The sequence below is a fragment of the Vibrio sinaloensis DSM 21326 genome (assembly GCF_000189275.1).
Classification (GTDB): domain Bacteria; phylum Pseudomonadota; class Gammaproteobacteria; order Enterobacterales; family Vibrionaceae; genus Vibrio; species Vibrio sinaloensis.
Genome location: NZ_AEVT01000098.1, coordinates 14,426 through 37,273, shown reverse-complemented (window position 1 = coordinate 37,273; position 22,848 = coordinate 14,426). Strand labels below are relative to the sequence as shown.

18 protein-coding genes are annotated in these 22,848 nt (G+C 42.0%); 4 read left to right on the top strand and 14 right to left on the bottom strand.

Going from position 1 to position 22,848, the window contains the following annotated elements; translation table 11 throughout:
• Position 1: 1 nt before the first annotated feature.
• The 9 genes from RH45_RS17565 to RH45_RS17525 form a co-directional block, all read right to left on the bottom strand.
• Entirely contained in the window at positions 2-1,156 is a 1,155-nt protein-coding gene (locus RH45_RS17565) for a glycosyltransferase (protein ID WP_008079710.1), read from the bottom strand.
• A complete protein-coding gene (locus RH45_RS17560; RefSeq protein WP_008079709.1) occupies positions 1,147-2,478 on the bottom strand; it encodes a hypothetical protein in 1,332 nt (443 codons plus the stop codon). Before RH45_RS17560 ends, RH45_RS17565 begins: the two co-directional genes overlap by 10 nt.
• Positions 2,479-2,609: 131 nt before the next feature.
• A complete protein-coding gene (locus tag RH45_RS17555) occupies positions 2,610-3,842 on the bottom strand; it encodes a lipopolysaccharide biosynthesis protein (RefSeq protein ID WP_039958879.1) in 1,233 nt (410 codons plus the stop codon).
• Positions 3,843-3,858: 16 nt separating this feature from the next.
• Positions 3,859-5,100, bottom strand: coding sequence for a UDP-N-acetyl-D-mannosamine dehydrogenase (gene wecC / locus RH45_RS17550; RefSeq protein WP_008079707.1), 1,242 nt, complete (start codon positions 5,098-5,100; stop codon positions 3,859-3,861).
• Positions 5,101-5,116: 16 nt separating this feature from the next.
• Positions 5,117-6,241, bottom strand: a complete 1,125-nt coding sequence (gene wecB, locus RH45_RS17545; RefSeq protein WP_008079705.1) for a non-hydrolyzing UDP-N-acetylglucosamine 2-epimerase — start codon at positions 6,239-6,241, stop codon at positions 5,117-5,119.
• A 32-nt stretch (positions 6,242-6,273) separates the two neighbouring features.
• Positions 6,274-8,502, bottom strand: coding sequence for a GumC family protein (locus tag RH45_RS17540; protein ID WP_008079703.1), 2,229 nt, complete (start codon positions 8,500-8,502; stop codon positions 6,274-6,276).
• 30 nt (positions 8,503-8,532) lie between these two features.
• Entirely contained in the window at positions 8,533-9,099 is a 567-nt protein-coding gene (locus RH45_RS17535; protein WP_008079702.1) for a polysaccharide biosynthesis/export family protein, read from the bottom strand.
• A gap of 29 nt (positions 9,100-9,128) precedes the next feature.
• The gene (locus tag RH45_RS17530) at positions 9,129-10,538 is read right to left on the bottom strand and encodes an undecaprenyl-phosphate glucose phosphotransferase (RefSeq protein ID WP_008079699.1); all 1,410 of its coding nucleotides are present in this window, start codon (positions 10,536-10,538) and stop codon (positions 9,129-9,131) included.
• A 324-nt stretch (positions 10,539-10,862) separates the two neighbouring features.
• The gene (locus tag RH45_RS17525) at positions 10,863-12,608 is read right to left on the bottom strand and encodes a sigma-54-dependent Fis family transcriptional regulator (RefSeq protein WP_008079697.1); all 1,746 of its coding nucleotides are present in this window, start codon (positions 12,606-12,608) and stop codon (positions 10,863-10,865) included.
• A gap of 246 nt (positions 12,609-12,854) precedes the next feature.
• On the opposite strand from RH45_RS17525, the gene exaC reads away from it, so the two are divergent.
• Positions 12,855-14,375, top strand: coding sequence for an acetaldehyde dehydrogenase ExaC (gene exaC / locus RH45_RS17520; RefSeq protein WP_008079694.1), 1,521 nt, complete (start codon positions 12,855-12,857; stop codon positions 14,373-14,375).
• A 42-nt stretch (positions 14,376-14,417) separates the two neighbouring features.
• On the opposite strand, the gene RH45_RS23600 is transcribed toward exaC, so the two are convergent.
• The 4 genes from RH45_RS23600 to RH45_RS17505 all read right to left on the bottom strand — a co-directional run bounded on the left by RH45_RS23600 (position 14,418) and on the right by RH45_RS17505 (position 17,751).
• Complete coding sequence (locus tag RH45_RS23600) at positions 14,418-14,594, bottom strand: hypothetical protein (protein WP_008079692.1); 177 nt, start codon at positions 14,592-14,594, stop codon at positions 14,418-14,420.
• Between the two features lie 140 nt (positions 14,595-14,734).
• Positions 14,735-15,886, bottom strand: a complete 1,152-nt coding sequence (locus tag RH45_RS17515; RefSeq protein ID WP_008079691.1) for an HD-GYP domain-containing protein — start codon at positions 15,884-15,886, stop codon at positions 14,735-14,737.
• A gap of 170 nt (positions 15,887-16,056) precedes the next feature.
• Positions 16,057-16,839, bottom strand: coding sequence for a sulfite exporter TauE/SafE family protein (locus RH45_RS17510; RefSeq protein ID WP_008079690.1), 783 nt, complete (start codon positions 16,837-16,839; stop codon positions 16,057-16,059).
• Positions 16,840-16,920: 81 nt separating this feature from the next.
• Entirely contained in the window at positions 16,921-17,751 is an 831-nt protein-coding gene (locus tag RH45_RS17505; RefSeq protein ID WP_008079689.1) for a DUF6279 family lipoprotein, read from the bottom strand.
• Positions 17,752-18,112: 361 nt separating this feature from the next.
• Here RH45_RS17505 and RH45_RS17500 point away from each other — a divergent pair, with 361 nt between their 5' ends.
• Entirely contained in the window at positions 18,113-18,457 is a 345-nt protein-coding gene (locus tag RH45_RS17500) for a DUF3316 domain-containing protein (protein WP_008079688.1), read from the top strand.
• 177 nt (positions 18,458-18,634) lie between these two features.
• Positions 18,635-19,009: a cystatin domain-containing protein gene (locus RH45_RS17495; protein WP_008079674.1), complete on the top strand. Its 375-nt coding sequence runs from the start codon at positions 18,635-18,637 to the stop codon at positions 19,007-19,009.
• Between the two features lie 19 nt (positions 19,010-19,028).
• Here RH45_RS17495 and RH45_RS17490 read toward each other — a convergent pair whose 3' ends face one another.
• Positions 19,029-19,955 (bottom strand): endonuclease/exonuclease/phosphatase family protein, encoded by a 927-nt coding sequence (locus RH45_RS17490; RefSeq protein WP_008079673.1) that lies wholly within the window; start codon positions 19,953-19,955, stop codon positions 19,029-19,031.
• Between the two features lie 188 nt (positions 19,956-20,143).
• Between RH45_RS17490 and RH45_RS17485 the strand changes: the two genes are divergently transcribed.
• On the top strand, positions 20,144-22,615 hold the full coding sequence (locus RH45_RS17485) for a bifunctional diguanylate cyclase/phosphodiesterase (protein WP_008079672.1): 2,472 nt from the start codon (positions 20,144-20,146) through the stop codon (positions 22,613-22,615).
• The last annotated feature ends 233 nt before the right edge of the window (positions 22,616-22,848 follow it).

Genomic DNA, 22,848 nt, shown 5'->3' with positions numbered 1-22,848 from the left:
ATTAAATCTCATTAAGAAAATTATATAACCTTATTCCTAAAAACCGATAATCCCTAGTTTCTTTGGCTTTCTTTATTGTAGATTCTTCTAAGACTTCATTTCTATTAACTATTTCTAGTATTTTATTTGAAAATTCTTCTTTGTCATTTCTACAGATGAACTTCTCCAGCCCTATTTGCTCAGAGAATAACTTTTGATCGGGGATATCACTAGCAACAACTGGCACTCCCAAAGCTATGGATTCAACGAACTTTGTTGGTGAACTTACATCAAAAAAGCTGTTTCTTGGCACATAAGAAATAGAGATGCTACTGCTAGACAACAGTTCCCAGGCTTTTTCTCTATCTATGTGACCTGTCAAGATAATGCTTGAAGTTAGCCCTTTTTGATCAATATACTCCTTTACTCGTTCTTCAGAATCCTTCCTAACACTTCCTCCAATCAAAAACAGCTTAGACGTTGGAATTTCCTCTTTAACTAGTGCAAAGGTATCGATAACAAAATCAATATTTCTACTCAAATCCATACTACCTATATATGAAATTGAATAAGGAACGCGTTTATTAGACTTGAATCTTTCAGCATTTATGAAGTCAGCTCCCATAGGGATAGCAATTGACTTGAACTTTCTAGAATAGCGACTTTCAAAGTATTCCTGCATAGGCTCGCTTTGAAAGATAGCATTGCTAGCTTGCCTAAATACAAAAGTCTCAAGTGACAATGTCCAATACGCTAGCATCATTCTTATTCTGCTTTTTCTGCGCATTGCATCATCACGTAACATTTCGCCATTGAGAAACGAAACCCAGTAACAAAACTCAAACCCAAACAGCTTAGAAAGTAATATAACTACCATCGCAGAAAACGGGTCATCTCGCACAATTGCAATTGATGCTCGGTGCTTCACCATATAATTACAAAATTTAATCAATAATACCAACTGCGAAATTTTATTTAGTTTTCTTGCTAAGCTCCCCTTCCCGTAATCTTTTGTAAATTTATAATCGTTGTTTTTTTCAATACTTTTCTCATCAGTAACCTTACTTCGGGCAAAAAACTTGATATCACAATGGCTAGAGAGTTCTGATTCGATCAAAGTTGCAACATCCTCCCTATAACTAGGAAACTCTTCTCGAGATAAAAATGCTACTTCCATACTCTTCTCTCTACTTCGAAATTGTTAAGAACAATAAACAAAAACAACAACAATGCATGTGCTGCACTACTCGAATGAAAAACACTCGAGTAAAATGGATAAATGGTGAGGCTTAAGCACACTAACTTAGCTCCAGAACTAACAACGATCATTTCATAGTTGTTCGAAGGAACTGTTGTGAAGAACTTAATAGTCATCACCAATAAAAAAACAAAGGCTAAGATAGAACCTAATAAACCAACATCCCATAGGTAGGTCGTAATTTGATTGCTCGCAAAATTTATGAACGTAGCATAGGATACAGCTTCGATAACTTCTCTATTCGAATACTTTGACGATGTTAGACCATATCCAAATAGAAATTCATATTGTTCACCAAAATAGTAAACATCGTCTATCCATATCTTAATTGCATCAACACGACTAACTTCAGCAGTTTCAAAATTTACTACTTCTGTATCAAAATAATCAACGACCACTTTGTCTAAGTATTCTCCAGTAGACAAGCCTGATGATTCTCCATCGAACGATTTATTCTGATAAGAAAGAAGCCCTACACCAATAGCTGTTGTCATGAGTATAAGCGAGAGGCTCATAAATTTAGGGTTGAATATATCCTTTATTTTTAGTAAAGATAGAAACACTAACACTATCAATACAACAAGGATTTTGGCTTCTACAATTGCGATAGAAAAAATAATACAGCAGATTGCTAAAAAGTCGAACCTACTCACTCCATATAATCTATTCTTGGAAATAATCATAGCGAGTACTAAAAACTGAAAAAGTACAAAAGTTGAGCTATTGCCTCCCCCACCTTCAGGGTTAAAGCCAAATGTTCCAGAAATCATGTCCCAATCTAAAAGCCTATCAGTACTACCATTTCTGGATGATATGAAATATTGCTCTAAGACAAAGGGAATTTGAAGTATGGAAATCCATCTTAACTGAATATAGAGAGGTTCAATACTTATATATGAGACTGAAAAAACAGATAATACCAATAAAGACACCGATGGTATTACATAATCCTTAAAAGCTACTACCTTCAGTTCAGAACCAGGAGTATTAAAAATATAACTCAATAAAACAAAGATTGGAAATAGAGCTAACATCAGCTTTGAAGCGTTGAACGAAAATCGCCCTTTCATCGTCCAGTATGTAGAAATAAGGACTAAAGAAATAGGACCAAGCCAATAAACTTGACTAACACCAAAGTAACTACTCACTGTACCTATAGCTATAATATTCAAGAAGATAAAAATACCATATGGCGTATAATTGCCATTAATACCTAGAATATCTCGGCAAACATTAACCATTTAATAAATCTCTATTATTTAGAGAAACCTTGGAATTAAAATTGCCAAGTAACCCGTTAATTAATGAGGTTGGTAACATTGCAAGAAGTGACAGTACGCCCTTATAGGAACGAATATTTAAACCTTTCTTGTCAAACATCATTACCACCCCGCATAGCAATCACCAGACAAATTAAGAACGAAATAAATATCGACAGGCTGTAAACAATCGAAAAGCTCCATACGGCGAACTCGAAACTTTGTGCCAAACCCCAAAGTATTGCCAATGTTGTGACAAGCGTATTCATAATTTGCCAAGTTAGGTCAAGCCCTTGGCGATTCAGTACGATATAAACATGAGTGAGCGGGCTAAACACTAAAATAGTAAATAGCAGCGGAAGAAGCGCAATTGCGATATTGGCTGTTTGCTTCCACTCTTCTCCCATCGTCATTAGTACGATTTTCTCTGAAAACAAGATTGTGAACATAATGATCACTATCGCGACAATGGATGACAACGCACTTACTTTGAGAAAATCTTTCACGCCTTTTACAGGGTCGATAAGGATTTCTCTCTTGACGACATCAGAGTTTGCCGCTGTGAGTATGGAAGCAGGTGCAATCACAAATTTATATGCGAGCAAATACATCGCAATGAATGTTGAATTACCGCTTTGTAAGCCCGCTAGTACAACAAATGAATTACCAGAATATCGACTAAGAAGATGTGAAGGAGTCATGAACAATGCAGTTTTTCTTGCACGCTTCGCAAGCAAGAGAATATGCTTGTATCGGTATTTTTTTTCGAGCTTACATTCAGTTAATCCATTTGCTGATACTGTGGAGATAAGAGCAGCTAGCCCAAATGAAAGAACTATTATATAGCTGTCACTGCTACCAAAGACGTAAAACAAGATAAAAATTATTGGGTAAAGAAAGGACTTATAGATACGCTGAAGAGCATTGTTCTTAAATTGACCTTTCTTAATGTTGCTCTGAATATGGAGTTCGAAGACTGTCTCGCCAAACAGTAGCACAAAAATCGCAAGAAACTCTAGATATCCGCTAGCAGACGTAGGAAGGATATTGAGAGACATCAACACTGGCGTAAGAAACAAAGATGTCACAACCGCTAATCGCGAAATAATTGCTACCGCGTTGTTCGACGTTACACCTTTAAGTACGAACAATGACAGCTCAGTCTTAAAGCTCACTAACACCATAGCGATTACTAAGTTCGAGTAAACAATTCCGAAGTTACCAAATTGCTCTGGACCAGCTAGATTAGCGATCAACGGAACTGACGCGAATGAAATGATCTGAGCAAGAGCTACTCCGACGCCTGTCGTCGCGTAGCTCTTGAAGTTAGGTATAGATTTGATCATCAGTAACAACGTGAAACTATAGGATACCACGTGTATCAATTACCACTTTTTGGGCAAGTTCAAGCTTATCCGCAGCTTTAAACTGTTTGTGGTCAACTAATACAACGATAACGTTAGCTTTTTCGATTGCCTGCTCATACGTCGTTAGGCTGATGCCTTTGTTTGCTAGAGACTTAGGCAGCTTTTGAATATTAGGCTCCACGCAAATAAGTTGCCCCACATCCAACTGTTCAAGCTCGTGAACAATTTGCAGCGCTGGACTTTCACGTAGATCATCGATATCCGCTTTAAACGCCAATCCCAAGCAAGCAACTACAGGTGACTTAAATTGGTCTGCTGCTTGACGAACCTGCTCAATCACATAACTAGGTTTTCTGTCATTCACTAAACGTGCTTGCTCTATCAGTTTTGCTTCGTCAGGGCAGCTATTTACGATAAACCACGGGTCTACAGCAATACAGTGACCACCTACCCCTGGACCTGGGTTAAGGATATTAACGCGAGGGTGGCGATTGGATAACTTGATCAACTCCCATACGTTGATTTTAAGTTTGTCACAGATAATGGAGAGCTCATTAGCGAACGCGATGTTTACGTCGCGGAAAGAGTTTTCCGTTAACTTTGCCATTTCAGCAGTGCGGGCATTAGTAACAATGCACTCACCACGAACAAACGTTTCATAAAGCTCTTGAGCTCGCTTTGCACAAGCGTTAGAGAGCCCGCCAATGACACGGTCATTTGAGATCAACTCTTGCATTACATATCCAGGAAGTACACGCTCAGGGCAATGCGCGATTTTGATGTCCGCGTTGTCTCCCGCAACTTGAGGAAAAGTAAGGTCTGCGCGAGCTTCACTTAACCAGTGGGCTAATCGCTCTGTCGCACCAACTGGAGACGTTGACTCTAAGATAACTAGATTCCCTTTTTCTAATACTGGAGCTATCGCTTTCGCTGCAGCCTCAATATAAGAAAGATCGGGTTCATGATTCTCACCTTTGAAAGGCGTCGGAACGGCAACCATAAAGGCATCTGCCGCTTCCGCCGTTGTCGTGGCTCTTAACTTACCGACGTTAACTGCGCTTCGTACTGCTATGTCTAAATCAGGCTCTACAATATGAATATCACCCGCATTGATCGTATCAACTGCATGTTGATTGACATCGACCCCTACAACATTAATCCCACGAGATGCAATCACCGCAGCAGTAGGTAAGCCAATATAACCTAAGCCTATTACAGACACTGTTTGAAATGACATGTTATTTATCCACTTATTATTTTGCTAATTCATCTAAAATTCTTTGGCACGCTCTACCATCCCCATAAGGGTTGTGAGCAAAACTCATTCTTTGATAAGCCTCAGAGTCATTTAAAAGCACTTCTAAACCCGTCGTAATTTTATCGACATCTGTACCAACGAGCTTAACGGTGCCAGCTTCAACCGCTTCAGGTCTTTCCGTAGTATCGCGCATAACTAAAACCGGCTTGCCCAACGAAGGCGCTTCTTCCTGAATGCCACCTGAATCAGTCAGAATGACGTGCGCTCGACTCATGAGATATATAAACGGCAAATACTCTTGAGGTTCTACCAAGTGTATGTTGTCGACATTTTGTAGAATTCGGTTTACTGGCTCGCGAACGTTTGGATTCAGATGTACGGGATAGACGATTTGCACATCAGGATATCGTAAGGCTACTTGAACTAAAGCTTGGCAAATTCTTTCAAAACCACCGCCGAAACTTTCACGTCTATGCCCAGTGACAAGCACCAGTTTTTTGTCTTGTTGTAAAAACGGGAAGTTAGAAGCTAATGAAATATTTAGATCGGTATCAGCGTCTATTTTTTCTTTAACCATCAACAAAGCATCAATTACCGTGTTCCCTGTAACAACAATCTGCTCGCTTGCAAAGTTTTCTCGGAGAAGATTATGCTTCGAGGTTTCAGTCGGAGCGAAATGGTAATGAGTGAGTGCACCCGTTAACTTTCTGTTCGCTTCTTCTGGCCACGGTGAATAGATATTGTTAGTGCGAAGCCCTGCTTCTACGTGACCAACTCGTATTTGTTCATAGTATGCAGCTAAGCTTGCGGCGAACGTCGTTGCAGTATCACCATGAACCAACACAACATCAGGTTTAAATTGCTCAAGAACAGGTTTTAGCTCAGTTAAAATACGTGAGGTAACTTGGTTTAACGTTTGACCTGATTTCATAATGTTCAAGTCATAATCGGGGTTAATATCGAACAGCGCCAGGACCTGATCTAGCATTTCTCGATGCTGTGCCGTAACACAGCAACTTGATTCAAAGCGATCATCGTTTTTTAAGGCATGTACAAGAGGCGCCATTTTAATCGCTTCTGGACGGGTTCCAAATACCGTCAGTATTCTTTTCTTTTCCATGATTTTTTAGCTCGGTTATACGAAAGTGAAAACTATGCTTGGCTGACTGTGTGGTTATCACCATAAGAGCCATAGGCCCCATATTTTCCATAGCTGCCGTAACCGTATTCTTCCTTTAACGTTTTCTGCGGCACTTGGTTAATGATCACACCATCAATTCCGATATCATGCGCTATATGTTTAGCGATCGTGTTTCTGATGTTGTTGACGTTAGTCGAGTTGGCTTTGATCACAATCGCGACACTGCCAACCAGTTTACTGAGGATCATTGAATCACTGACGACGAGAGTTGGTGGTGTGTCAATAATGATTCTATCGAATCGCTTACCTAGTTCTTTTATCAAGTTGGAAAACTTTTCAGAACTTAACAACTCCTGAGGATTAGGTGTCAACATACCAGCAGGAAGCAAAGTTAAGCCTGACTTTTCATCAACTATCAAACACTCTTCTAAACTTGTTCCCATCAGTAGATGATTGGTCAATCCTTGATGGTACTTCTTAAAGCCGAAACGCTCAGCGACCGCGGGCTTTCTCAGGTCACAGTCAATTAGTAGGGCATTTTCCATCTTGGCAAATGCCATAGCGAGGTTAATTGAGCACGTCGTCTTACCTTCACTTGGCAAAGATGACGTAATAGCCAAATGCTTTTGTTTTGAGCTCAACGTACTTAAGGACACAGCAGTTCGAATCGAACGAACGGATTCGCTAAACGGCAACATGCTTTCGTCATAAAATACGGAGTTGTCGAGATCTTTTCTCTTGAACTTTTTGTTGATGATTTGAGGTACGCTGCCTAACGGCACTAACCCGAAACGGTCTTCAAACTCTTTTGCCGATGCAATTGTATTTCTCAATGCATCTGTAACTAAAACCAAAATCATCGCAAAGACGATCGAACCTGCGAATGCAACTACTACGATCATCTTCTTGTTTGGTTTAACAGGAACCAGAGGGATTCGTGCATGATCGGTGAAACGAGCGTTAGCAGCTTGAAAATCACTAGTAGCTGTCGTTTCCTTTTGTCTCGTCAAGAATAGGCCGAGAACTTGTCGGTTAGTTTCTACCTCTCGCTTCAATGATTCGTAACGTTGTTTCTTGACTGACAATGACTGGAAGTTGTCTTTCTTATTCGCAAGCTCTTTACCTAATAGCTTCTCTTGAGCTTTTAGTGCAGCGAGCTCTTTAGCCATCCCTTTAATTAGCTGATTGATAAGATCCTTAGATTGGCTATCAATTGAGTCAAGTTGAGCGCGAGCCTGTAACATTTTTTCATGCTCCGGTCCGTAACGCAGTGAAAGCTCTTGAACGTTCTTTTCTACCTCCACTTTCAGCTTTCGAATTTCGACAACTTGAGGGTGAGTTGATATAGCAGGTATCGAAGCAATTGCCGCGACATCTAGGTTCTTTCCTCGTCTTAGTGAGCTATAAGCTGATTCTACTTCAATACGGTGATCGGTCACTTCGGCAAGACGATCACTCAGGTTACTGATCTCTGTACTCGCCAATGCATCAATCCCGCTATCATCAATCAACTGTTCACTAGTTAGATAATCTGTCAGGCGGCGCTCTGAACGTTCTAGTTCGCCTTCCAGTTCTTGTAGTCGATTGCTAATCCAGACAGAAGCGTTCTTCGTTGCTGCGAGTCTCGCTTCGACATTCATTTCTATGTATGCCTCACCAACCGCGTTGGCGACTTTTGCAGCGAGTTCCGGGCTTTCTGAAATAAAGCTAATCTTAACAAGTTGTGTTTTACGAATTGGCGAAACACGTAGTTTGCTTGCAAAAATAGCCAGTGCTTTTTGGCGTGTCGTCTCTCTGATCTTTTCTTCAGAAACTTTAACTTCACTTCGGTATGCTTGGAATAGCGGTAGTGACTTAATCTGAGCCATCAGGGATTTATCCGGGGAAAGCGCAGGGTTAAATTCTGCCAGTGACTCTAAACTTAATTGCTCAATCACTCTCTCTGCGACTTGAGAGGATTTTAAAATCTCAAACTGAGTTTGGTAGTACTCTTTCTTGTTTGAGTCTATACCCACGACCTCCTCAATCGAAACCGCATTGGTTGTTTCTGCTTCGATCATCAAAATAGAAGTTGCTTGGTATTTAGGAGTCAACGAAAACACGACTAAAATGGCGAGTGCTGTAACTAGAACTGAGAATAGCGCAATTTTAAACCAGTTGTTTTTTAGCAACAGAAGATACTTTGCTAAATCTAGCGTTTCTTCTGGTATGAGTTTTTTCTCGTTTGCTGACGTTTGCATGGAGATTATCTTCCGCCTATATTCTTTGGTTTAAAACAGTGAACTTACTACGTAAATAGTGTCGCCCGGACCGACAGATTCAGTGAGGGAAACTTCCTCTTGGTCTTTAAGAAACTCTTCAAGTTCATTTCCTTTAAGGCCTCTTAAATCGTTCTCTCGCGTCAGGTATATGTCTCGAGTTTTTTTGTATCTGGCGGTAAATCCGCCCGCTAGGGAAACCGCTTTTTCTACAGTGAGTCCTGGCCTCCATTCAAATGCGCCGGGATCATTCACCACTCCATTAACATAGATATTTCGATATCGTTCGATTGTTACCCCAACTTTAGGGTTAATAAGGACGCGACCTTTTAAACCTTTGATCACTTCTTCGCGGATCTGATTAAGGGTTTTGCTCTTAGTCGATAAATTGCCCAAATAAGGAAATTCGATGACTTCTCGGGTATCAATTTGCAGTTTATTAATCGATAAATCTTCTTCACCATAGACAATAATATTAATCACATCACCAGCAGATAGAACATATGCGTCGTTAACGCTCTCTCTCGACTGGGCTGAAAAACATACAAAAAGTGAAAGAAGTAATAAAAGTTTGTCCATAAAACACTCGTAAAATATACGTGATTAAGTTAGTAAGCTGTTTTGCCTACAAATCCTTTGAATACCGTTAAGAATATAATTTTAAGATCGAGAAGCAGGCTCCAGTTCTGAATGTACTTAAGGTCAAATTCGACACGTTTTTCCATTTTATCTAGTGTGTCGGTTTCTCCTCGGTAACCACTAACCTGCGCTAAGCCAGTAATACCTGGTTTAACTTTGTGTCGTAGCATGTATTTATCTACTATTTTTCTATATTCTTCATTGTGCGCGACGGCGTGAGGTCTTGGACCTACAATAGACATCCTTCCTTGCAAAACGTTAATGAACTGAGGAAGTTCATCCAGCGATGTTCGACGAATAAATGCGCCAAATTTGGTTATTCGTGGATCATTTTTTACCGCTTGTTTAACAACGGGGCCATTATCCATCGAAACCATGGAGCGAAACTTCCATACCTTAATAGCCTGACCATCAACTCCATAGCGGAGCTGTTTAAATATAATCGGTCCGGGTCCAGAAAGTTTGACTCCTGCGGCTACAAACAATAGTACCGGGCTGATAAGAACGAGGATCAACAAGGACAAAACAATGTCCTCCAACCTTTTGAGTACACTTGATAGACCATAGAAGGGGGTATCTTGAATGCTGATTGTTGGGCTGTTACCGATGGTTCTCCAACGAGCTTGCATTAGCTCATAAGTGTATAGGTCGGGGATAAGGTAAACTCTTGCAGTCGTGTCGGAAAACATGCTCACAACTTGTTTAACCCGTTTAATTTCACCCATTGGTAACGCGATGTAGATGTGCCTGACTTCGCGCTTTCTTGCTTTTTCGACCGATTCGGCAATGGTGCCAAGCACTTTTCTATTTTTCTCATCGACTGGGAGTCGACTGCTATCACGATCATCGAAAAAACCTACCAACTCCAAATGAGACGATTTATCCGCTTCGATATCTTTCGCAAGACGTAAACCTGCTTTTGAGACACCAACAATGATCGCTTTTTGCTTGTAGCTATGCTTTTTGTAATGAAGTTTTAGTAACTGATGACCAATAACGCGCGAAGATAAGATAAGTGCGGGAGCTGCTATAACCCAACTGGTGACAACAACCCTAGAATAGATTTCAGTCCATTTTGCAAAAAAGGCCACTAATAGCAGGATTAAAATAGTTTGAGCCCAAGATGAAGTAATGAGTTTTAAATCAACCCATTGCGCAAAATTGCTATGACTGCGATATAAACCAATTTGTTCTGCAATAAAGACAAACAATAGAGCAGAGACTAAACCGGTTAAACAATAAAACTTAGATAACTCCCCTATATATAGTAATGATATTACTAATAAGGTAGCCGTAATTACAATTCCATCAATAATACGATAGAGGGCACCAGACTCCTCTTCGCCAAATTTTATTCTACTGTACGTTGTCGTGTCCATTTTATACGCTACCGCCACTGAGTAATCTCTCAGTTATTATTTTTCCCAAGTTCTATGGGTGAATTAGACTAGCCGTGGGTAATCTTAATGGCGAGACACATAATGTAAAGTATTAATATTGATACGACAGATAAACTTTCGTTTATCCATGAAATAAAGGAATAGTCAATACGCCATTTGGCTGCATATCATTAAATATTTGTTAAGCAGATCGAATATATTGTAATTTCGGTTATTTTATAAACACTCAATAGGTGTTTCATTATTGATACACATGAAACATTAGTTCTTAAATATGAGATTTGTTATTTTATTCATCTTTGGTTATTTCAATTTACTGAGCTTTCTATAAATAGTATTCCTACTGACTCCTAATACCCTAGCGACCTTGCTGATATTTCCATTGTGTTTTTCGTAGACTTCCAGTAAAGCGCTGTTCACCACCGTTTTAATATCCTCTTCGGTGTCGACATTGCTGGTGCACGTTAGCTGCATACTGGCCTTCAGATGTTCTGGCACATGCTCCAAACACAGCTCTTGAGTTTCACTTGCAATAACAGTCGCCACCTTAAGGACATTATCTAACTCTCGTAAGTTGCCTGGCCAATGATAAGTGGTTAATAGCTGCATTAATGGCGCGGAGATGCTCTGTTTTCCATCACTGTATTTTTGATGGATTGAGTGAATAAGTTTGGATTTGTCTGTTCTGTCTCTAAGTGCAGGTAAAGACACCGTTAGCCCGTTAAGACGATAATACAAATCCTCTCGAAACAGGCCCTGTTGAACCAGTTTAGGTAAATCTTGATGAGTAGCCGCGATAACTTGGATGTCTACTTTGTGGGATTGCAGTGAGCCTACTGGCATAACAGTTTTGTCTTGTAGTACGGTCAACAAACGGCACTGCGCCTCAAGGGGCATTTCGCCTATTTCATCAAGAAATAAGGTACCTTTATCGGCCTGACGAATTTTGCCCATGTAACCTTTGCTGCTGGCCCCTGTAAACGCGCCAGGAGCGTAACCAAACAGTTCAGATTCAAGTAGATCTTTTGGCAGCGCGCCACAGTTTACTGAGACAAGGTTATGCTTACTGCGTTCACTGTGACCATGTAACGCCTTTACAAACTCGCCTTTACCGACACCTGTTTCCCCTAAAATAAGAAGGCTAATGTCTTTACCAACAACCTTATTCGCGTGCTGCCAAGCCTTTTCTACCGCTTGATCACGACTATGCTGCTTGCGATTGTTGGGGAAGTTCTTAACTTGCAGATTTTTCGTTCCCAAAGCATGCTTTTTAATGATCACACGCTTACACTCTCGGGCGAACTCTAATATATGTTCCAGTTGCTGGCCTTTTATCAATGCATCTGGGATCATTTGTGACGCCAGTTGATTGTGGCCAACGACCTTACCTTGCTCGTTAACAATCAAAATCCCCTGCCAGCCCGAAGACAGTACCGACTCATCAAGAGCAAAATCAATCCTTAAAGCGCCCCCCGGCATACTTGATAACAAGTCGTTTTCTATAGCCTGCACCATGTTTTGTACAAGTAACTGGACCATAGCATCGTGATGATGTTGTTCACTGGTGATGTCTAACACACCTAAGACTTTGCCATCATGACTTAACAGCGGGCTTGCAGAGCAACTTATAAAACGATGGTGTCGAATATAATGTTCATCTCCAATCACACTAACCGCTCTTTGTTCATGTAGTGCTGTTCCAATTGCATTGGTGCCCTTTAAACGCTCCTGCCAACAACTGCCCGAGCTAAGTGCAATCGAAGTTAACTTCTCTCGAAAACGTTCTTGTCCCCAACTGTTAAGAATCACACCTTCAGAGTCAGTGAGGATCAAACGACTGTCCGTGTGTGCCATCACTTGATTAAAAAGAGGCTTCGCACAGCGTTCAACCGCATCAATCAGTGATTTGCAATCATACTGACGCTGTTTTAATTGCGCGCTACTTACAATGATGTCTTCAGGCTTTTTAAGCTGTTTAAGTCCTGCATGAGTGCTGCGTTCCCACGAAGACGCTAGCCAAGAGTCCGTTTGATTAAGTTGCAGTTCCATATCTGCTCCATTTGTGAACATTTCGAGTGTGCCATTTTGGAACAGGTGAACAGCTTCAAAACACCTGACGCAAACGACTAACGTTTAAAACACCGCTCCGTAAGCCTTGATAACTCTAGCTCGTTAATTTTTTTACAACAAGTCATTAACATCTGGTCTGTGATTTGCGTTACTCAGAATGAGACAACTAAGCTGCACCAAAAGTGCACAACAACGAAATGAACGAGAAATTATAAGGATATTTATATGATCTACGCACAGCCGGGTACTCAAGATTCTGTTGTTAACTTCAAAGCACAATACGATAACTACATTGGGGGCGAGTGGGTAAAACCAACCAAGGGTGAGTACTTCGACAATACGTCGCCAGTAAATGGAAAAACCTATTGTCAGGTCGCACGCTCTACAGAAGAAGATATCAATCTGGCATTGGATGCTGCACACTCGGTACGAGCTTCTTGGGCCGCGACAAGCGTGACTGAGCGCGCTAACATTTTGCTCCGAATCGCCGATCGAATTGAAGAGAACCTGGAAGAACTCGCGGTGGCGGAAACATGGGAAAATGGGAAACCGGTAAGAGAAACGTTGGCAGCCGATCTCCCTCTCGTCGTTGATCATTTTCGTTACTTTGCTGGTTGTATACGCGCACAAGAGGGAAGCGCAGCCGAGCTCGATGTCAATACTGCTAGCTACCACTTCCCAGAGCCAATCGGTGTCGTAGGGCAAATTATTCCATGGAACTTTCCTATGCTAATGGCAGCATGGAAACTGGCCCCTGCCCTTGCTGCTGGTTGCTGTGTCGTTCTGAAGCCTGCCGAGCAAACTCCGACGTCGATCTTACTGCTGATGGAAAAAATTGGAGATTTGATCCCCGCAGGCGTGGTCAATGTGGTTAATGGCTACGGGAGTGAAGCGGGACAAGCGCTAGCCACCAGCAAGCGTATCGCTAAACTTGCTTTTACTGGCTCCACTGAAGTAGGCAATCACATCCTTAAATGCGCTGCGGATAATCTCATCCCTTCAACGGTCGAGTTAGGTGGTAAGTCGCCAAATATCTACTTCCCTGACGTGTTCGAACATGAAGATGAGTATCTTGAGAAATGTATTGAAGGTACGCTGCTCGCTTTCTTTAACCAAGGGGAAGTGTGTACCTGTCCATCACGTGTATTGGTACACGAGGCGGTTTACGACAAGTTCATTCAGAAGGTGGCCGAGCGAGCTCAATCAATCCAACAAGGCAACCCACTGGATACAGAAACTCAAGTTGGCGCACAAGCTTCACAAGAGCAATTTGATAAAATCCTAAGCTACTTAGAAATCGGCCGACAAGAAGGCGCCAATGTGGTGTTTGGCGGTGACATTGCCAAGCAAGAAGACCAGCTTGATTCTGGCTACTACATCCAGCCAACATTACTTGAAGGTAATAACAAGATGCGTGTGTTCCAAGAAGAGATTTTTGGCCCCGTCATTGCCGTTACTAAGTTCAAAGATGAAGCCGAGGCACTCGAAATCGCTAACGATACAGAATATGGTCTAGGCGCCGGCGTATGGACCAGAGATGCTAACCTCGCCTACCGAATGGGACGCCGTATCGAAGCTGGGCGTATTTGGATAAACTGTTATCACGCCTACCCAGCACACGCAGCATTTGGGGGATACAAGAAGTCAGGCATTGGTCGTGAAACACACAAAATGATGCTAGATCATTACCAAAACACGAAAAACTTACTCATCAGCTACGATGTAAATCCACTCGGTTTCTTCTAAACCCACGCACAAGAGAGCGCACAATGCGCTCTCTTTATTCATTTAAGCTTGTTTGCGCCGTTTATCGTAAAAATAGAGTGCAGCGCTGCACACCAGAGCAATAACCGAAATACTAAAAAGAGCAGGCATTTTTAGTATCCAAGCAAATGTAGCGGCAAGAAAAGCAATAAACGTCACCATTCTGCTACTCGACATAACACGGCCTAATTTTCTATCCATACAGCCTCCGAACTTTCACATTTAAGCAAGGTTAACTCGTTGTTTCCTAACGCTAGTATCATCTCAAATTCGGGTAAAAATTAACCTAAAATATCCTCAAAACTTATCTTGATGTGACTCGTATTCACCCTATAGGATGGCTAACTAGCCAACATGTTTTCACTCGCAGAAGAATCAACATATTTCGCTCGAATAGAGAGAAACTCTTCTAAGTTTTCAAGAAGTACCTCGACACAAAGCGGGTCAAACATCTTAGAGGTGTACTCGTGTATGTAGTCGATGACTTGGTTAATCGGCCAAGCAGGCTTGTACGCTCGGCGACTAAGTAATGCATCGAACACGTCAGCCAACGTAACGATCCTTGCTTCAAGAGGAATGTCCTCAAACGCAAGTGCATCAGGTAATCCAGAGCCGTCATAGTGCTCATGATGATGACGGACGATATTCTTAATAAACCTAATTTCCTCCTCCGACACAATATTAGCCCCAGAAAGGCTCACCACTTGTTCGATGATTTCTTCACCATATAGGGTATGACGATTCATAATTAAGCGTTCTTGTTCATTAAAGCGCTTATCGCTGTATAGAATCTCATCTGGGATCAAGTACTTACCGATATCATGGTATGGTGCGTAGAGACCGATACGGTGAATGAACTGGTGCGTTACTTCGCTACTTGATACCGACAAATACCGTGCGATCAGCTCACTGTACATCCCCATTCTTTTCAGGTGTTCGCTTGTTTCAGGATCGCGCGCATGACCCATTTTTAAGGCCACAGCAAGAGAAGTGCGAAAATGCTCCTGTTGCTGAAATAGCTGGACAAACAGATTGGCGACAGATTGGCAGAAAAATGCCATATCACCCACAACCTCTTTACGATCAAAGAACGCGGCTTGTTGTGCATTTAAAAAGACGAAACCGAGTGTTTTCCCTCGATGGGATATTGGGAAGGTGTAACTGCTTCGATGACCTATTCGAACTAGCTCTTTGATTCGTTTAGTTTGAACCATTTGCTGCATATCTCTAATGGTTCGAGTCTGCGCCGAAAAAGCAATAGCTGCCAACTGCGAACTGTCTTGAAGTTTGTCTTGTTTGAAGTCATATCGACCCTTATCAACAAGCGCATCGTGGACATAGTAGTTAGAGACGTGTTGCTCTCCTATAACAGCAACAGAAAAACGGGATAATTCAGGATACGTCGACATTGCTTCAGATTGGAGGTCATCCAGCTTATTGAAGAGTTTCCCTTCACGGCTGGCAATGTGGTTGATAGATGAATGATCAAGCATCCCCGTTTTCACTCCTTGTGCAATCAAGTTAGCTATGTTTCTAAAAAGTTAGAAACAAAATAGCAAACGATTAACAAAGTGATAACCAACTCAGCGTCAAAGTTAGAATTTCATCATATTTTATGTGGTTAATTTGCAAAGTCTATACGTCAATCAATTTGACAATAATATCAATGAATTACTGTATTACTCAGATAAGTATCGTAAAAAAAGTAGGCGGTCATCAAGGCGCTAGAAAACGCGACAAACATTTTTACGTGCTGCTGTGCAACGTTTCTCGACAACCTTGCTGCGGCATACCCTCCGATCAGGGTACCCAACATCACTACGGTGCCTCGTAGCCAATCTATAGACCCATCCATCACAAAAATAACAATAGCAACCAGTGAAACACTCGAAGAGACTAACAGCTTGAGGCCATTCATTTGGTTGATATCGGTGTAGCCGGCAAGGACAAGGTAACTTAAAACAATCACCCCTAACCCCGCGTTAAAGAAGCCACCGTAGGCAGAAACCAATACTAGGCAGATGGCCAAGGTTGTTGTGGCCCATATAGGGCTCAGCCCTTTTCTCTTGGCAAAGCTCGCAAACCATTGATTTAATTGCTGGCCATATAAAAACAACAAAGTCGCAAACAGTAATAACCATGGAATCGCTTCGACAAATACAGATTCATCGACACTTAGCAGCAAGTAGGCACCAAGCCCGCCACCGAGAAGACTCCATAGAATGATGGGGATAAGTTTGTCTGTATGTTGAACGATGTCTTTTTTAAACCCGTACGTTCCACTGATATAGCCAGCGCAAGCCGCAAAGGTGTTAGTGGCATTGGCAACCACCGGTGGTAAGCCGACAAACATCAACGCAGGAAAGGTAAAGAAACTCCCTCCGCCTGCAATACTATTAATGACGCCACCGACAATGCCGGCTCCAAGTAAAAGAATCCATTCCATACTTCAAGCTTATTTTTTGAACAATAAGTTACTGTAACCTACTCAATTCATTGAGTAAACGTTACATACAAAATGCGTTAACTACTGAACATCTAAGGCAATGTCTTTCCAGTCTTGAAGCTCGCTTTTGTAATACTTAGTTTGCTTAGCTGTAGCGGAGTTGATGATCTTGACCAAATAACGATTCGCGACTGCTCGATTGTGGTCAATCTTTTGCTCCAATTGAGGGGCATAGTAACTCGTTGAATCAAACATTAATGTTTCAAAGTGAGGGGCAAAGTATCTTTTATTAAGGCGATTAGAGAAGAGTGCATTAATCTCGACACGCATTTTGGTTTGGTGCTCTATCCAATCAAAAGAAGTGATATAAAGGTCCTGTGTCCAGTTGCGGATTATTTGCTGTTGCTCGTCAGTGACCGAGCCAAACCAGTCATTAATGTTTTCACTAATGCGCTCGGCGTACTTGTCTCGTACTTGCTCTGAACTTAAGTTTTGGTATTTGTTTTTATACTTAGTATGTCGAACACGAATACTGTTCATCAGCTCGTCAACTTGTTCATCCGTGAGTTGCTGTGCAAGCTGAGAGATTTCTGGCGCTACTCTGGCCACTATTCTTTGACTATGTCCTTGAATTTTCGTTTCTTGCGCCTGCAGGTCCTCTTCGCTGAACGTTTTCAGGTCGAGAGCCATTAATTCATCAAGGTGCTCAATGTAGTTAGGGATCTCTTCCCTACGATGCCATTCACTCAGTTGTTCCATCTTGTCACTAACATACTTCTCTTGCTCATCATCAAGCTCGACAAAATCTTCGACATACTCAATCAACAACCAATCCAAATTATTATAAACAAACTTTGAGCTACAACCTGCAATTGCAAAGCAAGCGATGAACAGCAATCCCCACTTCTTCATATTTCTTCCCTGACTATTAGCCACTGGTTCCTTTTCTTGTTCGAGAGTCTAACGCCCTCTATTAAGCAGCGTGCAAGTTACATGCTACTTTGACCTATCCATCTTGACACGGATTGTCATATCTCCGTGAGTTCCGACATAACAAGGCTGAGCCAAAAACAATGAATCTTGGCCAACAACGAACATCACGCTGACCTCATTGCAACTTACGTCGCGTTATGTCAGAAGGTTGTTACACCCACGTAACGAACGTCAAGATTCCCTTTACCTTCTCTAGGAAAAACCTTACACAAGCTGACTGACCCCTTACGTAACTGAAGATAGTATGGAACTCAACGGTTAGCCAAGAGGAGAGACCAATATGAAGAAAATCATTCTATTAGCATCAATTGTAATGAGCACATCGGTATTCGCCGCAACCAGCACCATGCAATCCGACAGAACGTTCTCTACAGATGGGTACGAAACAAAACAGCAAGCGTATCAAGCAGGCTTTGACCTCATGGATGAAATCAAACAAATGTCACAGACAGAGCTGAAAAACAAACTCGTTTCAAGCAATGACAATGTGATTAACCAAAGCCTAAAAGTCACGGATATGACGGTCGCAGTAGAAGAGTTTGGTAACAGCGAAGGCAATATCGAATACAAAGCCGTCTTAGATGTTGATTATCAATACAAGCACCGAGAGAGTAACCACAGCTAATTACCTGTTCCCCTGCCTTTGCCGCGAACGAATGATCGCGGCTTTTTTGCCTCAAAAATTGACACCTAACTAACACGGATACATTGAGAATCATTATCTTGGTGGCGGCTGTAATGCATTCAATAACCTATATTATTTGAACCACCCTTTTATCGCATTACCCCAGCAGGTGACATAATGAACAAAACAATCTTAACCTCGGCGTTTGTACTGGCTTCTCTGGTCGGGTGCTCACAACATACCGAGCCAGCGCCCGTTACCCAAAACGTTAAACCAATGTGCATCAGCAAATCGATGCCAGGGGGCTGGAGCCAATCTGAAATCACACCGGAAGTTGAACAAGCGGTTGTTACCGTTATATCTCAAATGAACAGTAGCTCAAAGCTCAAGCAAATCAACGATGTGAGAACACAAGTCGTCAACGGCGTGAACTACGCAATTGAGTTTACCTTAGAGAACGGCGAAGTTTGGAATACGGTTGTTTTTCGTAATCTACGTAATGACTACATGATCGAACAAATAGCCAAGCAAGGTCCTCTATGCCCTAAATAGGGGGTCAGTAAAATCAGTGTTAATAGCCGATTTGAGTTAAAACAAACTTATGATCAGAGCCGTTAGGTGTATCTAGACTTTGTCTCTGACAGATTTTTCTCTCCGTTGACTTCAACCATAAGTGGTCAATGGAGATCATCGTCCATGCCGGTGTTTTAACGTCAACTGACCATTTCGGCCAACTCGCGACCGGAGCAGACTGGAACTCAGGAAACAATTTCGAATAACGAAGACTGACGGATGACAGATTAAAATCACCGACGATCAACGTTTCGTCATTTGGATACTCAACCGTTAATGAAGCAATGGTGCGAATCAATGCATTACGCCTATACCAAAGCTCTTTACTTCTCGGTGAAGGTGGATGAGCAGTGATCAAGGTAAACGCCTGGTGCTTACTGGGTCGCCAATTTCCTTTGATAACCGCCTGTTGATCTGGTGTCATAAAAACGGACATATTCGTCAATTCAGTTTGACTCAATATCATTTGGCTGGATGGGTAACCAACACCGGTCTGACCTCCATACTGAAACGGGTAAACATCGCTTAGTGTTTTCAGTCTCTCACCAACTTCTGGTGCCACTTCCTGCAGTACAACCAAATCTAGCTCTTGGCTGAGAAGAAAATTCAGCACTTGATTAATGTCGCTGTTTCCGTAAAAAGTATTGAACTGACCGACCCGAATAGGATTCGCGCACTCGCTCGTCAGTTTTTGCTGCGAAACGGGTGTTAACAGCCAAAACACCACAGAGAACATCAAGCAAGAGATAGCGTGAGCCCACTGGCGAAATAGGCTAAACACCAATGCGAATACGAGATATGAAACGAGGAAAAGGCTTGGAAAGGCGACGATATTTTCCGTCCACCAGCTCACATCACGAAGCGCAAAGGCCAACCATATTAATGTTGGGCAAAATACTACTAGCCAATTAATCCAACGCAACAATGCCCCAGCCTCTTGAGAGAAAAATCAACTAAAGTATGAACGATAATTTCATACGTGTCGGTTATCCTTGCTTTTATTACCATTACACTTATCACTACATCCATCACAAGTTCAGCAAACTCTGTAACGTTTTGTAATACTTTTGCTAGTATTAAGTTGTTGTTTAAATAGGACTTGCGCGAGAATTTATGGCTGAAATTACAGACAGAAAACTGCTCAACCTCATCACCTATGCTCCCGCAACCATAGTTGGTGCCTTTACTCTCCTATGGGCCGTACTTGCCATCACTGACGTCTTGCTAAGTTCCGAAGAAAAGCTAGAAGCTTTCCAAGAAGATTATTATCAACGAGAAAACACCATTCTGACCAAACAAGTCGAGTACGTTGCGCAGCAAGTTAAATACGCTCGCGAACGAACCGAGCATCAACTAGAAACCACCATCAAAGAACGTATCTACGAAGCACATAATATCGCGACTCGACTTTATGAAAGTAATCAGCACCTCCCTGAAGCGCAAGTGACTAAACTGATCACAGATGCGCTAAGAGACATCCGCTTCAATAATGGCCGTGGGTATTTCTTTATCTACAAAACCGAAGGTCTTAACGTTATGCACCCACTGCTTCCTCGAGTTGAAGGAACCTCGTTGTGGGACTTTAAAGACGTGCGTGGTAGTTACATCGTGCGTGAAATGGGTGAACAAGTTAAGCGCAACGGCGAAGCCTTCTATCGTTGGTGGTTTGTGAAACCAGACAACAAGAACAAAGAGTTCGAGAAAATCGGTTTTGGTAAATATTTTGAGCCTTACGATTGGTTCATTGGCACTGGCGATTACGTGGTTGACGTTGAAAACGACATCAAGCAAACCGTGCTTGCGTGGATCAAAAACTTGCGCTTTGGAGAATTTGGCTATGTCTTCGTACTCGATAATGATGGTCAGATCCTATCCCACATAGATGAATCTCTCATCGGTCAAAATGCTTTATCACTTGGTGATCAAAAGCACATTGAGGGCGTTAAGCAGATTCTAAACACCAATCAAGACTTCATTACTTACCCTGCCATCTTTACTCCACCCGGTGTCACCATCGAAACAAAAACCAGCTACGTGTATAAAGAGCCTTCTTGGGGTTGGAGTATTGGCGCTGGCACCTATGACCAAACCAGCCAGCAATTTTTAATGGAAAGGCAGGAGCAAGTTGAGTTAGAACAGAAACAGGCATTGAGTCAGATGATTATCATCGGCTCAATCACAACCATCATCGTCGCCCTATTCTCACTCATAATGAGCCGTATGATTGCGCGCAGGTTTCAACTATTTCAAAGTAAGATTAATAACGATTTTAATCAGTTACAGCAAACTAAGGACAAACTAGAGCACATGGCTCTGCACGATGAGCTCACTGGGTTGCCGAACCGCTCCTTATTACACGAGCATATCGCTCAAGGTGTTAAGACCTCAAGTGATAACTGTCAGCAACTCGCGGTCATGTTTGTTGATTTAGACGACTTTAAAAAGGTCAACGACCTGTATGGTCATAGTGCAGGTGATAGATTGCTGAGCGAAATAGGTAAAAAGTTCGAAGCCTTCCTTGAACCCCACGAATTTGTCGCTCGCTTTGGCGGAGACGAGTTTATTTTCTGCTTCCCGTGTTTAAACAACCTTGCTGAAACAGAGAGCAAAGTCGACCAGATTAAGAACGTCTTTAAGCAACATTTTGTTATCGACAACAAAGTACTGTTTGCCAGTTGTTCAATTGGTGTATCAATGTTCCCAACTGACGGACATGAGCCAGAAGACTTAATTTCGAAAGCCGACATTGTGCTCTATAAGTCAAAAGCAAGGCAAAAAGGCGATGTGCTGTTTTTTGATAGTAAGATAAATCAGCAAGTTCAGTATGACTTTCTACTCGAACGGGAACTTCGCGGAGCCGTCGAACGTGGTGAACTTTCTGTCGTTTATCAACCTCAGATTGATGCGAAGAATGGCAAGCTGTATGGGGTCGAAAGCTTGCTACGCTGGCACAACCCGCAGTTAGGCCACGTCTCGCCTTTAGAGTTTATTTCCTTGGCAGAAGAAATCGGTTTAATCAACCAACTCGGCGAATTCGTACTAGAGCGTTCATGTGAAGAGATCAGTCAACACTTCCCTGACAGCGACTTAATGTTGTCTATCAACATTTCGCCCATGCAGCTGACGAATGAAATGTTTGTTCCTCAGCTCCTCGCCGCGATAGCCAGACATAACCTTACGAGCAAACGCATAACCCTAGAGATCACTGAAAATGTATTGATCAATGATCTGCCCAAAGTGACGCCGATCATCACCCAATTGAAAGAGCTTGGCTTTACAATCTCATTGGATGATTTTGGTACGGGCTACTCGTCGCTAAGCTACTTGAGCAACTTAAGCTTGGATGAGTTAAAAATTGACCGAGTCTTTATCGATAAAATGTTAACGTCTGAGCAAAGTGATTCACTTGTTAAAGCAATCATGGCGATTGCGCAATCTGCGAATATGCGCGTGGTAGCGGAAGGGGTCGAAACACTCGCTCAGAAAGAGGTACTGATCAATTACGGTTGCGATATTTTGCAGGGGTACCTTATCGAGAAACCCATCGCTGCGGAGCTATTAGTCGAAAAATACGGCTCTATGTAGCCCGGACTTTTCATTTATGAAATTTATATTTCCAGTTTTACTATTTAACCAGTCGTGACAAAAGTGTTACTTTAAACAGCATTGGTTACACTGATATAAAGCAATTCTAAAGACCGTAGAATCTTTGTAACAGTTTGGATATGGATATTGGACCAACAATCTCCAAAACAACAAATGAAAATTGTTGACCTTTTAGCCCGCATGGTTGCCCACTGTGCGGGCATTTTTCTGCC

What these genes read in the sequence shown, in the direction of transcription:
- exaC (WP_008079694.1), top strand. Translation starts at nt 12,855, where the DNA reads ATGATCTACGCACAGCCGGGTACTCAAGATTCTGTTGTTAACTTCAAA.
- RH45_RS17535 (WP_008079702.1), bottom strand. Translation starts at nt 9,099, where the DNA reads ATGGACAAACTTTTATTACTTCTTTCACTTTTTGTATGTTTTTCAGCC.
- RH45_RS17525 (WP_008079697.1), bottom strand. Translation starts at nt 12,608, where the DNA reads ATGGAACTGCAACTTAATCAAACGGACTCTTGGCTAGCGTCTTCGTGG.
- RH45_RS17540 (WP_008079703.1), bottom strand. Translation starts at nt 8,502, where the DNA reads ATGCAAACGTCAGCAAACGAGAAAAAACTCATACCAGAAGAAACGCTA.
- RH45_RS23600 (WP_008079692.1), bottom strand. Translation starts at nt 14,594, where the DNA reads ATGGATAGAAAATTAGGCCGTGTTATGTCGAGTAGCAGAATGGTGACG.
- RH45_RS17505 (WP_008079689.1), bottom strand. Translation starts at nt 17,751, where the DNA reads ATGAAGAAGTGGGGATTGCTGTTCATCGCTTGCTTTGCAATTGCAGGT.
- RH45_RS17565 (WP_008079710.1), bottom strand. Translation starts at nt 1,156, where the DNA reads ATGGAAGTAGCATTTTTATCTCGAGAAGAGTTTCCTAGTTATAGGGAG.
- RH45_RS17530 (WP_008079699.1), bottom strand. Translation starts at nt 10,538, where the DNA reads ATGGACACGACAACGTACAGTAGAATAAAATTTGGCGAAGAGGAGTCT.
- RH45_RS17495 (WP_008079674.1), top strand. Translation starts at nt 18,635, where the DNA reads ATGAACAAAACAATCTTAACCTCGGCGTTTGTACTGGCTTCTCTGGTC.
- RH45_RS17510 (WP_008079690.1), bottom strand. Translation starts at nt 16,839, where the DNA reads ATGGAATGGATTCTTTTACTTGGAGCCGGCATTGTCGGTGGCGTCATT.
- wecC (WP_008079707.1), bottom strand. Translation starts at nt 5,100, where the DNA reads ATGTCATTTCAAACAGTGTCTGTAATAGGCTTAGGTTATATTGGCTTA.
- RH45_RS17485 (WP_008079672.1), top strand. Translation starts at nt 20,144, where the DNA reads ATGGCTGAAATTACAGACAGAAAACTGCTCAACCTCATCACCTATGCT.
- RH45_RS17515 (WP_008079691.1), bottom strand. Translation starts at nt 15,886, where the DNA reads ATGCTTGATCATTCATCTATCAACCACATTGCCAGCCGTGAAGGGAAA.
- RH45_RS17560 (WP_008079709.1), bottom strand. Translation starts at nt 2,478, where the DNA reads ATGGTTAATGTTTGCCGAGATATTCTAGGTATTAATGGCAATTATACG.
- RH45_RS17500 (WP_008079688.1), top strand. Translation starts at nt 18,113, where the DNA reads ATGAAGAAAATCATTCTATTAGCATCAATTGTAATGAGCACATCGGTA.
- wecB (WP_008079705.1), bottom strand. Translation starts at nt 6,241, where the DNA reads ATGGAAAAGAAAAGAATACTGACGGTATTTGGAACCCGTCCAGAAGCG.
- RH45_RS17555 (WP_039958879.1), bottom strand. Translation starts at nt 3,842, where the DNA reads ATGATCAAATCTATACCTAACTTCAAGAGCTACGCGACGACAGGCGTC.